Raw genomic sequence first — 14476 nt, 5'->3', positions numbered from 1 at the left:
GCCGACCGCGTGAATGAGGATGGGGGAAAAGACCCGACAGAGGGAGCGCATGACAACCTTAAGCTGTAAAGTGACCTCGGTGGATGCCATTACCGATACGGTATATCGCGTTCGTTTAGTACCCGAAGCTGCCTTCTCATTTCGTGCCGGACAGTATCTGATGGTGGTGATGGACGAGCGCGATAAGCGTCCGTTCTCCATGGCCTCAACGCCGGATGAAAAGGCGTTTATCGAGTTGCACATTGGTGCTTCTGAGCTGAACCTGTACGCAATGGCCGTGATGGACCGCATCCTCAAAGACCGCGAAGTGGTGGTAGATATCCCGCACGGCGAGGCCTGGTTACGTGATGAAGACGATCGTCCGCTGGTGCTGATTGCCGGCGGTACGGGCTTCTCCTACGTACGCTCCATTCTGCTGACCGCGCTGGCGCGTAACCCGAATCGCGACGTGGCGATCTACTGGGGTGGCCGCGAAGAGAAGCATCTTTACGATCTCTCCGAGCTGGAAGCACTGTCGGTGAATCATCCTAACCTGCGCGTGGTGCCGGTGGTTGAGCAGCCTGAAGAAGAGTGGCGTGGGCGTTCTGGTACGGTGCTCACTGCGGTGCTGCAGGACTACGGTACGCTGGCGGAGCACGATATCTATATCGCTGGCCGCTTTGAAATGGCGAAAATCGCGCGTGACCTGTTCTGCAATGAACGTCAGGCGCGTGAAGACCGCCTGTTCGGCGATGCGTTTGCGTTTATTTAACGCTCCTCAGGCCGGTTCGATGAATCGGCCTTGTCATATTTGCTGTAGTTCGTTCCACGCTGCTGCCAGCAGCGCATCTCGTTGTTGCGCAGTGCATTTACCGTTATCAATTAACCATAGCCAATCAAACCAGCTCGGGTAAAACGGCAGACCGTTCAGATGCTGGCAAAATCGATGGGCAGCAATCTCCGAAGTGGCCATAACCGTTGTATAGCTACGCCAGGGGCCAAACGCAAAATGACAGACTTTGTCCAGCGTGGCGGGCACGGGTTGATAATGGTGATGCTCAAGAAAATGAAAGAATTCGTGAGCGAGGTGAATATGGATAATTTCCCGTTCGCTCATGGCGTATCCCATTTGCGCGCAGCTGGCTCGTAGGCTGTCCAGGGAGGGCTGATATAACGTCACCTGGCGTCGGCGCTGAGCTTTGCTGTACTCCAGTTGAGCGCGTAAGCGGGCGCTAAAAAAGACGCCGCCGTGCGTTGCCAGTTTGATACTGATGTCATTTTCCGCGTATAGCCGCTCAAGATCCCGATGCGGCAGATTAGCTGCCGCTTTTTCGCCCGCCGCCAGCGCGTGCTCTAAATAATAGCGACGCCTGGCGATGGGTATTTTGTTGAATACGGCATCGCGCCGCAGATCCAACCAGGCGAGCGCCCGATCGCGGTGTTCCGCTTCCATTTCTCTCCTTATTGCCAGGCAATCGCGACGATGGATTGCTGCGGCTCTTCCATTTCCAACTCCATCTCGATAATCGACAACATCTGATCTTTGGTTTGCATACCGCTCAGGTCGAGCATCTTTTCTTTCCAGAAGAGATATGCGCGGGGGATAGCGGCATTGGCCTCGGAATAGCGCGTGTTGTTATCAATAAACTCGGCGAAGTGCGAGGCGATTTCTCCGCGCTGGAAAAGTAGCCAATTGGCGTTCTCCTTTTTCAGACGTACAACGCCCTCCCGGTCGACAACGCTCAGGCGGGCGATTCGTTTCTTCAGTAGGCCAAAACAGCTTTTTTTCTCATAGGTGCCGCAGAACAATGACCAGCGCCCGGTCTGGCAGGTGATGATCATGGCGTGAGCTTCAAGGTTGACGGATTCAGCGGCGATCTGCCGTAGCTGTTCGACGGACAGCGTTTTATTCAACGCGGTTTTGTGTCGAAGTTCGGTGGCGCCAGTGGCAATGGCGCGCAGGATGTTTTTCTGTTGATCAATTTCAATGCTGATATCGACTGTCGCTTCGTTTGCGCCTGATTGCACAATGCGCTCCAGCACCTCCGCGCGAATTTTTTTGATCGCAGTGTCATCAGGGTTTACGACGCTTTTTTCCAGTGTCTCCCGCACCATCGCCATGCCAACGCCGATAGTTGAGATATAGGGCGCGTTGCGGGCGAGATTGTATTTCATGGCGGTTTTCTCCGCCATTGCCGGTATCAGCACAGACCCGCTCCCTCCGCCGCCGACCAGAGTAATGAAGTGTCGATCGAGCTGGTACTCCCGTATCATTTCATCCACCACAACCATCACGTTGGCGATGGCGATATCCAGCGCCTGACGCGCGGTCTGCTCTGCGCTTAACCCCAGCGATTGGCCCAGGAGTTGCCAGGCAGCCCGTGTACAGGTCTGGTTTCCCGCAGCGTAATCACCGGCGGGAATATAGCCCAGCAGGTTCGCGGCACCCGCCAGCGTTAGTGCGTAACGCTTGCCCTGAGAGGTCTGGATGGCTGCATAGGTTGGCGGGTCGCCGGGCAGTGGGGCGATAAACTCAAGCGTAGGCGAGTTATCGAAGGTTCCTTCTGCGGCAAAGCATTCGTAATCGCACCCTGCAATGTGCGCGCTGCGCGGACCGGTCATGGCGAGCCTACCATTTTCGACAACGATCATGCTGCCGCCCGCAATCGCCAGCGTGCGCACATCCAGTGAACGCAGGTAGGTGCGATGCCCGCCGACTTGGGCATTCTGAATCATGACTTTACCGTTTTTGATCACCGAGATATCAATACTGGTGCCGCCAACCTCAAAGAAAATGCCGTCGGAGACTTTCTCATACATCAGCGCGCCAGCCACGCCAGCGGCCAGTCCTGATAGCATAGTCAGAATGGGGCGTTTACGGACTTCGTCAATGTTCATCACCCCGCCATCACAGCGCATGATCATCAATGGCGAGCTAATACCGGCGGCCTTTATCGCCTGTTCGGTCATATTGGCTGTTTCCAGCATGCGGGGGATCAGGCTGGCATTGACCACGGCGGTACGGGTGCGAGTTTTCAAACCGTACAGTTGGCTAATCTCGTGCCCGGCGGTGGCGCAAAGCCCCATTTGCGTGGCGAGCGCCATGACGCGTAGCTCATTGCGGGGATCGTCTACGCTGTAGGCTTCAGAGGCAACAATGACCTCCGCCCCCTGGTGGCGCAGTTCGTCAATCGCAGCCCGAATCGTGTTATCGTCCATTTGCCGGGTGTCGAGAAAGCAATTGCAGGTCTGAAGATACTTGTTGTTCGCCAGAGGGATATTCTCAATCGTCGCTTCTTTGCGCGCGCTTTTACCCTCCAGGCCGCTGCCCATCGCCAGAATACCCACTTTGGCGACATCCCCCTCCAGCAAGGCGTTGGTTGCCTGCGTGGTACCATGGGCGATAAAGCTGACTTCCTGCGGTGAAAGGTGGTTTTCCGCCAGCAACTGCTGAATGATGACAATAATGCCATGCGCTACGCCATGCGGATGATGGTGCGTAGTGGGGATCTTTTTTTTCGCGACCAGTTCAAACGTGTCGTTATCAATGACCGCTGCATCCGTAAATGTGCCACCCACATCAATGCCGATGCGGTATTTTTTTGTCGCCATAGCGGCTCCTTAATAGGCGATGACGCCCGCCATAACCATGGAGATCAGTACTGCGACCATCGCCCACGGCAGGGTCTGGCGCAGAATGCTGTTTACGTCGACCTTAGTGAAGTCAGAAGCCCAGACGTTGTGGGTATTGGTGGGATCGGAAAGCCCCTGTACCAGCGATGTCGCCCGTAGTGCGAGCATGGTGGCCAGCGGAGAGAGTCCGCCATGCATCATCAAGACGCCGATGCCGCTGCCAAGACCGTAGCTATTGAGCGGGCCGCGATAGAGCGCGAGCGGGCTGAGCAGGGAAAAGAGCAGGATATACATCCACATCGAGCCGGGGACAATCCCGCCGATAAGCGGTTTGAGCAACGCACTGACCTGCGGCGCGGTCACCGCATTGAGTAATATGCCAATTCCGACCATTAAACCGATGGCTCCCGCCACATTCTGAATCCCTTCAATAAGGCTGCCGACCAGCACATGCGTGGGGCGTTTGGGGCGAGCCAGCAGCAGACAAATCAACAGACTCAGGCAGATAGCCGGTATGACATCAAGGCTAAAACAGAAGATCAGCGCGACGGGCACCAGGGGGGAGATCAGTGCAATATCGCTGATACGTTTACGCTCACCCAGCGTTTCGGTAGTTGGCATTGCCCAGGCTTTACGCACTACAGCGTCGCGTTTGACCAGCCAGATAACCATCCCCAGATACACCACCGTTGGCGGGATAATAAACAGCATGGTGTAACGGACGATGTCGGCGATGGGAATACCGTATAAATCGTGCATCATCGCCCAACTGCCGACGGAGAATAGACCGCCGATAGAGTGAGAAGAGAGCAGCACAACGCAGCAGGACATTGGCGACAGACCGGCGGTCAGCAAAATGGGAATGACAATGCTACCGACCAGAATCACCATACCGAGGCCATCGCTGGAGGAGAAAATCACGGTGCTAATGGCGAAGAAAATAATCGCCATCACCAGAGGTTTGTCACCGGATAGCTCTGCGGCTTTACGTACCAGCGCTTCGGTAATGCCAACTTTTTTCAGCGCTTCGCCAAACCAGGCGCCAAAAATCAGCGCCATGATGGTTGCGCCAAGGCGCAGCGAGCCCTGAGTCAGAACGTTATTGGCGATCGTGTAGGTCGTTGGGTCCTTACTGAAAAGTGGAACGCCCGCGACCAGCGGCATCAGAATAGCCATCAGCGGCAGTGCCAGAATCGCGGGCATTCTGCGGCTCATCATCAGCCCGGAGAAAAGCAGGAAGATCAGCAATAATGCACAAACCTGGATGAGATATAACGTCTCCATAGCGGGTCCTTAAAAGTCGAGATATCCGTGCTGCTGGCGAATGGTATCCTGCAACTGGGCGATGGGAAGTTGATGGACGCTGAGCCGTTGCTGTACCGAGAGGGCTGCGGCGATGCCGCCTGCCTGACCGATAGCGCCAACGGTCGGGGTCGTGCGAATGGCCGCCTGGGCTTCAAAAGTGGCGGATATACAGCGGCCGACCACGATCAGGTTATCCAGTGATGGGGTAATCAGTGTGCGCCATGGAATACCGTACATCCCCCCTTCGGGCAATTTGCCATGCTGTGTTCCTTCGCCGTCAGGACTGTGAATATCAATGGGGTAGCCTGATATTGCGATGGTGTCGGCGAAGCGAGTTTGCGCCAGCAGGTCGTCGGCGGTGAGCTGATAGCAGCCTTGAATCTGGCACGAGCTGCGGATACCAACGCTGGGACCGGTCTGGACAACGGTTGCTTGCTCAAAACCGGGAAGCCGCTTGCGGGCAAATTGTTCTAGCTGTCGACATTGTTGACGGCCGATAAACTCGGCATCGCTCAGGCTCCAGGGGTCGGTGGCGTCGTGGTCAAGAATACGGCTGGTATTGAAAACAAACTCACCGGGCGTATTGGTTTCAAAAATCAGCACGTCTTCGCGCGGGATATCGAGCTCCCCAGCAGCCTTAGCGGCGGCAAATTCAGCCACAAAACCATGGCAGGCGAGTCGGGGGGCGAGTTCGATGCAGTCTCTCTGGTAGTGGTTATTCAGCGTAACGATGTTCGCCAGCATATAGCGGCGGAGCTTTTCCCGATCAACGTTGACCATTTTCATGGTCATTGTCATCGGCTGCGCTTTGCCATCGGAGGGGCGACCTTTGTCCAGTGGAACGCCCGCTTTTGCCGCCAGCGCAGCGTTTCCGCTGGCGTCGATGAACATGTTACCGCTGAGGTGCATGAGTCCGGACTGCGTGCAAACCGTAATGCCGTGTAGCCGTCTGTCGGACTGAGATACATCCGCGAGCATGGCATGGTAGAGAATCTGGCCTCCGGCTTCGGTAATCATCAGCTCCAGTTCGTGCTTCATCGCTTCGGCGTCGAACGGTGTGTAGGTGGGGGTGAAACGGCTTGGGTCCGGGAGGTGTCCAGGGGATTTTCCCTGCCGTTTGAGCCGCGAAATCAGTTCTTCCGTAATACCGCGGATAACCTGATTATCACCGGCATGAAAGGTCATCATCGGATTCACGCCATTGGTGGTTAGCGATCCGCCTGGGCAGGCGCTGGCTTCAACGACCACTGTCCTGGCTTGGTTGCGCGCGGCGGCGATGGCGGCGATACAGCCGGAGAACCCACCGCCAACAATGATTACATCAATGTTTTCCATAACATCACCTTGAATAAATATTATTCGATGCGGGCAATCCTGCACGTGGCGATGCCTTTCTGTACAGATGAGACAGGGGAGATTGTGAGGACGTTCGCGAATTTAGCTATAAATGTAATTGACTGATTTAAATGATGTTATTACATTTTTCATTACTATTTCGCACCGTGCGATAGGTAAAAAACCCGCCCCTGACAGGCGGGAAGAACGGCAACTAAACTTTGTTGTGTTGTAGGCCGGATAAGACGTTTTGCGTCACCATCCGGCGTTATTTGCCGGGGGCGCTTCGCTTGCCCGGCCTACAATAGCGATATACTGCGCGCCCCAGTTTCCGGGGCGCGTTTTTTTATACGCGCTCGATAACCGTCGCGATCCCCTGACCTAAACCGATACACATTGTCGCCAGACCAAACTGAGCGTCTTTGCGTTCCATCAGGTTAAGCAGGGTGGTGGTGATGCGCGTACCGGAACAGCCTAACGGGTGACCCAGGGCGATCGCGCCACCGTTGAGGTTGATCTTCTCGTCGATCTGCTCCATCAGCCCCAGATCCTTAATACACGGCAGGATCTGCGCGGCAAAGGCTTCGTTCATCTCAAACAGATCGATATCACTTGTGCTCAGACCCGCTTTTTTCAGCGCCAGCTTTGAGGCCGGAACCGGACCGTAGCCCATGATCGACGGATCGCAGCCGACCACCGCCATTGAGCGGATGCGCGCGCGCGGGGTTAATCCCAGCTCGCGGGCGCGGCTTTCGCTCATCACCAGCATGGCAGAGGCGCCATCGGAGAGAGCGGAAGAGGTCCCTGCGGTCACGGTACCGGTAACTGGGTCAAACGCGGGACGAAGAGTGGATAACGCCTCAACGGTGGTTTCCGGACGGATCACTTCGTCGTAGTTAAACTGCTTGAGCACACCATCCGCATCGTGGCCACCGGTAGGAATGATTTCATTCTTAAAGGCACCGGACTGCGTGGCTGCCCAGGCGCGGGCGTGGGAACGCGCGGCGAAGGCATCCTGCATTTCACGGCTGATGCCGTGCATACGGGAAAGCATTTCCGCCGTCAGGCCCATCATCCCCGCGGCTTTCGCCACATTGCGGCTCATCCCCGGGTGGAAATCAACGCCATGGCTCATCGGCACGTGGCCCATGTGTTCTACGCCGCCGACCATACAGACCTGCGCATCACCGGTCATGATCATCCGCGCCGCATCGTGCAGCGCCTGCATTGAGGAACCACACAGACGGTTAACGGTGACTGCCGGTACTGAATGCGGGATTTCCGCCAGCAGAGACGCGTTACGGGCGATGTTAAAACCCTGCTCCAGCGTCTGCTGTACGCAGCCCCAGTAGATGTCGTCGATGGCCGCCGCTTCCAGCGCCGGGTTACGCGCCAGCAGGCTACGCATCAGGTGCGCGGAGAGATCCTCCGCACGCACGTTACGGAACGCGCCCCCTTTCGAGCGGCCCATCGGGGTACGAATTGCATCAACAATAACAACCTGTTCCATCGTGACTCCTTAAGCCGTTTTCAGCTCACCAGCCGGGCGGGCTGGCTCAACCGGGGGATAATACGCTTCGTTATGGCGCGCCTTGTCTCGCAGACCGGCCGGTACTTCGTACAGCGGGCCAAGGTGCTGATACTGCTGAGCCATATCGAGATACTTCGCGCTGCCAAGCGTATCCAGCCAGCGGAACGCGCCACCGTGGAACGGAGGGAAGCCCAGGCCGTAGACCAGCGCCATATCGGCTTCCGCCGGGCTGGCGATGATGCCTTCTTCCAGGCAACGCACCACTTCATTGACCATCGGGATCATCATACGAGCAATAATCTCGTCGTCGCTGAAGTCGCGCTTCGGCTGGCTAACGTCGGCCAGCAGGCCGTCCACTGCAGCATCTTCTTCTTTCTTCGGCTTGCCTTTGCTGTCTTCTTTATAGCGCCAGAAGCCCAGACCATTTTTCTGGCCGTAGCGGCTTGCTTCAAACAGCGCGTCGATAGCGTCGCGGTAATCTTTCTGCATACGCTGCGGGAAACCGGCTGCCATGACTGCCTGTGCATGGTGGGCGGTATCAATACCCACCACGTCGAGCAGATAAGCCGGACCCATCGGCCAACCGAACTGTTTCTCCATCACTTTATCAACCTTGCGGAAGTCCGCGCCGTCGCGCAGCAGCTGGCTGAAGCCAGCAAAGTACGGGAACAGCACGCGGTTGACGAAGAAACCGGGGCAGTCGTTGACCACGATCGGCGTTTTGCCCATCTTGCTCGCCCAGGCGACGACTTTCGCAATGGTGCTTTCTGAGGTTTTCTGGCCACGGATGATCTCAACCAGCGGCATACGGTGCACCGGGTTAAAGAAGTGCATGCCGCAGAAGTTTTCCGGGCGTTCCAGCGCATCGGCCAGCTCGCCGATGGGAATGGTCGAGGTGTTAGAAGCTAGCACGGTATCCGGGCGCACCTTCTGCTCGGTTTCTGCCAGCACCGCTTTCTTGACCTTCGGGTTTTCCACGACGGCTTCAACAACCACGTCAACGCGATCAAAACCGGCGTAATCCAGCGTCGGCTGAATGGTGGAGATCACTCCGGCCAGCTTCAGACCGTCGATTTTGCCGCGCTCCAGCTGTTTGTTGAGCAGCTTGCTGGCTTCCGTCATTCCGAGAGTCAGCGATTTTTCATTGATATCCTTCATGATCACCGGCACGCCCTTCCAGGCGGACTGGTAAGCGATCCCGCCACCCATGATGCCCGCGCCAAGCACGGCAGCATGTTTCGGCGGTTCGGTGTTTTTGGTCAGTTTCTTTGCCTGACCTTTTACGTATTGGTCGTTGAGGAAAATACCGACCAGCGCACGGGCTTCATTAGAATGGGCCAGTGGAACAAAACTTTTGTTTTCCAGATTCAGCGCTTCTTCGCGGCCAAAGCGGGCCGCCGCCTCGATGGTTTTCACCGCCGTGATCGGCGCCGGATAGTGTTTGCCCGCAGTTTGCATCACCATGCCTTTAGCAATGGTGAAGCTCATGGTGGCTTCAATTTTGCTGAGCTTGAGCGGTTCCAGTTTCGGCTGGCGTTTTGCTTTCCAGTCGAGGTCGCCGTTAATCGCCTGACGCAGGACCGCCAGCGCGCCGTCGAACAGTTTTTCCTGTTTAACGATGCCGTCGACCAGACCGATTTTCAGTGCCTGTTCGGCACCGACGTCTTTACCGGCGGCGATGATTTCCAGCGCGCTGTCGGCTCCTAACAGACGCGGCAGACGCACGGAGCCGCCGAAGCCCGGCATAATGCCCAGCTTGGTTTCCGGCAGGCCGATGCGCAGGTCAGGCGTGGCCAGACGATAGTCGGTCGCCAGTACGCATTCGCAGCCGCCGCCCAGCGCATAGCCGTTAACGGCGGAAATCGTCGGGACCGGCAGATCTTCCAGACGGTTAAACACGCTGTTGGCGAAATGCAGCCACTGGCTGAACTGTTCTTCTGGTACCAGGAACAGCGAAAGGAATTCGGTGATATCCGCGCCGACAATAAAGGCCGCCTTTTCAGAGCGCAGCAGCAGCCCCTTCAGCTCTTTTTGTTTTTCGAGGACGTCGAGCGCCTGGCCGAGGCTGGCTACGGTTGCGGTATCTAACTTGTTAACTGAGCCAGGGGCATCGAACACCAGTTCGGCAATGCCATCTTCCAGCCAGTTGAGGTACAGGGTGTCGCCTTTGTAGAGCATGTCAGTCTCCTGAATCCAGCAATATGATCTGGTCATACCAGATAAACTCGAGTGTGTATTTTGTGTTAAATAAATGCAAATAAGACTTTAAATATTTGCTGGTCGGATCACGTCCGGGGGAAATCACGCAGGATCAATGAGGTGTGCTACTATGCGGGGACTAAAGGGCAATAAATTCAGAAGGGTAAATAATGGAATCACTGGCCGCACTTTATAAAAATCATATTGTTACCTTACAAGAGCGGGCGCGTAACGCACTCGAGCGTTTTAAGCTTGATGCGCTGCTTATCCACTCTGGCGAGCTGATGAATGTTTTTCTGGATGACCACGCGTACCCGTTCAAGGTTAACCCGCAGTTTAAAGCCTGGGTGCCCGTGACTCAGGTACCTAACTGCTGGCTGCTGGTGGACGGCGTCAATAAACCTAAGCTGTGGTTCTACCTGCCGGTCGATTACTGGCATAACGTTGAACCCCTGCCGACCTCATTCTGGACGGAGGATGTTGAGGTTATCGCACTGCCGAAAGCAGACGGTATCGGCAGCCAACTGCCCGCTGCCCGTGACAATATCGGCTATATCGGTCCGGTTCCGGAGCGTGCGCTGGGCTTAGGTATTGCGGCGAACAACATTAACCCGAAAGGGGTTATTGATTACCTGCACTACTATCGCTCCTATAAAACAGATTACGAACTGGCGTGCATGCGCGAAGCGCAGAAGATGGCGGTTAATGGCCACCGTGCGGCGGAAGAAGCGTTCCGTTCCGGCATGAGCGAGTTTGATATCAACCTCGCGTATCTGACCGCTACCGGCCACCGTGATACCGATGTACCGTACGGCAACATCGTGGCACTGAACGAACATGCGGCTGTGTTGCACTACACCAAGCTGGATCACCGCGCGCCATCGGAAATGCGCAGCTTCCTGCTGGACGCAGGCGCGGAATACAACGGTTATGCCGCTGACCTGACCCGTACCTGGGCTGCGCACAGCGATAACGACTACGCGCACCTGGTAAAAGACGTCAACGCCGAGCAACTGGCGCTGATCGCCACCATGAAAGCGGGGACCAGCTATGTGGATTACCACATTCAGTTCCATCAGCGCATTGCCAAACTGCTGCGTAAACATCAGATCGTCACCGACATGAGCGAAGAAGCAATGGTCGAGAACGATCTGACCGGGCCATTTATGCCACACGGTATTGGTCACCCGCTAGGTCTGCAGGTGCATGATGTTGGGGGCTTTATGCAGGATGATAGCGGTACCCACCTGGCAGCGCCGTCCAAATATCCGTATCTGCGTTGTACCCGAGTGCTGGAGCCGCGCATGGTGTTGACCATCGAGCCCGGTATCTACTTCATTGAATCACTGCTTGCGCCGTGGCGCGAAGGCCAGTTCAGCAAGCACTTCAACTGGCAGAAAATCGAAGCGCTGAAGCCGTTTGGCGGCATTCGTATTGAAGATAACGTGGTGATCCACGAGAACAACATCGAAAATATGACGCGTGACCTGAAGCTGGCGTAATGGAAAGCTGGCGAATACCGGCGGAGCCGGTCACCTTCGTTGAAGAGATCAAGAAGAGCCGTTTTATCACCCTGTTGGCACATACCGACGGGGTGGAAGCGGCCAAAGCGTTCGTCGAGTCGGTTCGCGCTGAACACCCGGATGCCCGTCACCATTGCGTGGCGTGGGTAGCGGGTAGGCCGGACGACTCGCAGCAACTGGGTTTCTCTGATGACGGTGAACCGGCGGGCACGGCCGGTAAACCGATGCTGGCTCAGCTGATGGGCAGCGGCATCGGTGAAATTACCGCCGTAGTGGTGCGCTACTACGGCGGTATCTTATTGGGCACCGGTGGGTTGGTGAAAGCCTATGGCGGTGGGGTGCAGCAGGCACTGAATCTGCTGTCGACGGAGATCAAAACGCCGTTAACCGAATATACTTTGCTATGCGAATACGGACAGTTGGCGGGCGTTGAGGGGCTGGTGGAGCAATATGCGGGCCTGATAGTCGACAGCGACTATCAGGCCTCGGTACAGCTTCGCGTGGCGCTTCCGCAGGCGAAAGTGGCGGATTTTTCCGCAAGGCTGGCCGATTTTAGCCGTGGTTCATTGCATTTGTTAGCGATTGACGAATAATCCCCCTCCTGACTTTATTGATTATCAAAGGACGCGCCGGACATGCAGTTTCGTGCCATTACTCGAATTGTTGGACTTCTGGTCATCTTATTCTCGGGGACAATGATCCTGCCGGGATTAGTGGCTTTGATTTACCGCGATGGCGCCGGGCGCGCATTTACCCAGACCTTTTTCGTCGCGCTGGTGATTGGTTCCCTGCTGTGGTGGCCAAACCGTCGTGAAAAACGCGAGCTGAAATCGCGCGAAGGCTTTCTGATTGTCGTCCTGTTCTGGACGGTACTGGGCAGCGTGGGTGCGCTGCCGTTTATATTCTCCGAGCAGCCGAACCTGACGGTGACCGACGCGTTCTTTGAATCGTTCTCGGGCTTAACCACGACCGGGGCGACCACGCTGGTGGGGCTGGATTCATTACCTCACGCGATACTCTTCTATCGGCAAATGCTGCAATGGTTCGGTGGGATGGGGATCATTGTGCTGGCGGTGGCGATTCTGCCTATCCTCGGCGTCGGGGGGATGCAGCTCTATAGAGCCGAAATGCCCGGGCCGCTAAAAGACAACAAGATGCGCCCGCGTATCGCTGAAACGGCGAAAACCCTGTGGCTTATCTATGTTCTGCTGACCGTAGCCTGCGCGTTGGCACTGTGGTTTGCCGGGATGCCGGCGTTTGATGCGATCGGCCACAGTTTTGCCACTATCGCGATCGGCGGCTTCTCGACGCATGATGCCAGCGTGGGTTTCTTTGATAGTCCAACCATCAACACCATTATTGCCATCTTCCTGCTGATCTCTGGCTGTAACTACGGCCTGCACTTCTCTTTATTAAGCGGGCGGAGCCTGAAGGTGTACTGGCGCGACCCGGAATTCCGTATGTTTATCGGTGTGCAGCTGACGCTGGTGGTGATCTGTACGCTGGTGCTGTGGTTCCATAATATCTATGCCTCGGCGGTCACGACGCTCAACCAGGCCTTCTTCCAGGTGGTGTCGATGGCGACTACCGCCGGCTTTACGACCGATAGCATCGCGCGCTGGCCGCTATTCCTGCCGGTTCTTCTTTTGTGTTCGGCATTTATTGGTGGTTGCGCCGGTTCAACCGGTGGTGGTCTGAAGGTGATTCGTATTCTGTTGCTGTTCAAGCAGGGGAACCGTGAGCTGAAGCGCCTCGTCCACCCGAATGCGGTTTATAGCATTAAGCTCGGCAACCGTGCGCTGCCAGAACGTATTCTTGAAGCCGTATGGGGATTCTTCTCCGCTTACGCGCTGGTCTTCATTATTAGCATGCTGGCGATCATCGCCACCGGCGTCGACGATTTCTCGGCGTTTGCTTCCGTCGTGGCGACGCTTAATAACCTGGGGCCTGGGCTGGGCGTGGTGGCGGATAACTTCGCCAGCATGAACCCGGTGGCGAAGTGGATCCTGATCGCGAACATGCTGTTTGGTCGTCTGGAAGTCTTTACGCTGCTGGTGCTGTTTACCCCAACATTCTGGCGCGAATAACAGGAGTCAGCGTTGAAAACATTAATGCTCTTTTCTACCCGTGATGGGCAGACGCGCGAAATCGCTGCTTATCTCTGTTCACAACTGAGTGAGCTGGACGTCGAGACGGCAATGGTGGATCTGAATCGGACGGATCATGTCGACTGGACGCAGTACGATCGCGTCATTATTGGTGCGTCTATTCGCTATGGGCATTTTCATCCTGCCCTTGATCGCTTCGTGAAAAAACATGCGGCGGCGCTGCAGGCGATACCGAGCGCTTTCTTCGCGGTGAACCTGGTGGCGCGTAAGCCGGAGAAACGTTCACCGCAGACGAACAGCTATACACGTAAGTTCCTGTTACGTTCGCCATGGCAGCCGGATGCCTGCGCGGTTTTTGCCGGGGCGCTGCGTTATCCACGCTACGGCTGGTTCGATCGCTTCATGATTCGTCTCATTATGAAGATGACCGGTGGTGAAACGGATACCAGTAAAGAAGTGGTTTATACCAATTGGGGGCAGGTGGCCGATTTTGCCAAAGAAATCGCGCGACTTTCGCACAAATAGGGCGTGAATTCGGCGCATTGCCTGGAAAATGAGCGAACGAAAAGTTTTTTTATATTTCTGCTTGCGGGTTCTCAATTTCTCCCTATAATGCGGCCCCACTGAGACGGAACAACGGCAAACAAGCCGCCGGGTCAGCGAGGATTCTCCTGAGAATCTCGACAGAGAAAAGCGAAATAAACGCTTGACTCTGAAAGAGGAAAGCGTAATATACGCCACCTCGCGACAGAGCGCTAAAGCGCGTCGCAACTGCTCTTTAACAATTTATCAGACAATCTGTGTGGGCACTCGAAGATACGGATTCTTAACGTCGCAAGACGAAAAATGAATACCAAGTCTCT

Annotated in this window: 11 protein-coding genes; 5 read left to right on the top strand and 6 right to left on the bottom strand. The window is 55.8% G+C overall.

Going from position 1 to position 14476, the window contains the following annotated elements; genetic code table 11:
- The first annotated feature begins 49 nt into the window (after nt 1–49).
- The gene (gene fre, locus NNN71_RS04820; RefSeq protein WP_064546498.1) at nt 50–751 is read left to right on the top strand and encodes an NAD(P)H-flavin reductase; all 702 of its coding nucleotides are present in this window, start codon (nt 50–52) and stop codon (nt 749–751) included.
- 33 nt (nt 752–784) lie between these two features.
- On the opposite strand, the gene NNN71_RS04815 is transcribed toward fre, so the two are convergent.
- The 6 genes from NNN71_RS04815 to fadB all read right to left on the bottom strand — a co-directional run bounded on the left by NNN71_RS04815 (nt 785) and on the right by fadB (nt 9961).
- The gene (locus tag NNN71_RS04815; RefSeq protein WP_271457995.1) at nt 785–1432 is read right to left on the bottom strand and encodes a hypothetical protein; all 648 of its coding nucleotides are present in this window, start codon (nt 1430–1432) and stop codon (nt 785–787) included.
- Between the two features lie 8 nt (nt 1433–1440).
- Nucleotides 1441–3591: a hydantoinase/oxoprolinase family protein gene (locus NNN71_RS04810; RefSeq protein ID WP_271457994.1), complete on the bottom strand. Its 2151-nt coding sequence runs from the start codon at nt 3589–3591 to the stop codon at nt 1441–1443.
- A gap of 9 nt (nt 3592–3600) precedes the next feature.
- Nucleotides 3601–4896, bottom strand: coding sequence for a hypothetical protein (locus tag NNN71_RS04805; RefSeq protein WP_223803514.1), 1296 nt, complete (start codon nt 4894–4896; stop codon nt 3601–3603).
- A 9-nt stretch (nt 4897–4905) separates the two neighbouring features.
- Complete coding sequence (locus tag NNN71_RS04800; protein WP_223803513.1) at nt 4906–6252, bottom strand: FAD-dependent oxidoreductase; 1347 nt, start codon at nt 6250–6252, stop codon at nt 4906–4908.
- Between the two features lie 346 nt (nt 6253–6598).
- Nucleotides 6599–7762 carry an acetyl-CoA C-acyltransferase FadA gene (fadA, locus tag NNN71_RS04795; RefSeq protein ID WP_064546509.1) on the bottom strand — a complete coding sequence of 388 codons (1164 nt, stop codon included), beginning with the start codon at nt 7760–7762 and terminating at the stop codon, nt 6599–6601.
- A 9-nt stretch (nt 7763–7771) separates the two neighbouring features.
- Nucleotides 7772–9961, bottom strand: a complete 2190-nt coding sequence (fadB, locus tag NNN71_RS04790; RefSeq protein WP_163448200.1) for a fatty acid oxidation complex subunit alpha FadB — start codon at nt 9959–9961, stop codon at nt 7772–7774.
- Nucleotides 9962–10152: 191 nt separating this feature from the next.
- Between fadB and pepQ the strand changes: the two genes are divergently transcribed.
- Genes pepQ through hemG form a run of 4 tightly spaced genes read left to right on the top strand, consistent with a single transcriptional unit; the run spans nt 10153 to nt 14138 of the window.
- Nucleotides 10153–11484, top strand: a complete 1332-nt coding sequence (gene pepQ / locus NNN71_RS04785; RefSeq protein WP_271457993.1) for a Xaa-Pro dipeptidase — start codon at nt 10153–10155, stop codon at nt 11482–11484.
- Nucleotides 11484–12098: an IMPACT family protein gene (locus NNN71_RS04780; protein ID WP_271457992.1), complete on the top strand. Its 615-nt coding sequence runs from the start codon at nt 11484–11486 to the stop codon at nt 12096–12098. Before pepQ ends, NNN71_RS04780 begins: the two co-directional genes overlap by 1 nt.
- 42 nt (nt 12099–12140) lie before the next feature.
- The gene (trkH, locus tag NNN71_RS04775) at nt 12141–13592 is read left to right on the top strand and encodes a Trk system potassium transporter TrkH (protein ID WP_064546515.1); all 1452 of its coding nucleotides are present in this window, start codon (nt 12141–12143) and stop codon (nt 13590–13592) included.
- Between the two features lie 12 nt (nt 13593–13604).
- Nucleotides 13605–14138: a menaquinone-dependent protoporphyrinogen IX dehydrogenase gene (gene hemG / locus NNN71_RS04770; protein ID WP_271457991.1), complete on the top strand. Its 534-nt coding sequence runs from the start codon at nt 13605–13607 to the stop codon at nt 14136–14138.
- Nucleotides 14139–14476 lie beyond the last annotated feature (338 nt).

Source organism: Kluyvera sp. Awk 3, from assembly GCF_028069715.1.
In the GTDB taxonomy this organism is placed as follows: domain Bacteria; phylum Pseudomonadota; class Gammaproteobacteria; order Enterobacterales; family Enterobacteriaceae; genus Kluyvera; species Kluyvera georgiana_A.
This window is presented reverse-complemented; position numbering and strand designations above follow the sequence as displayed.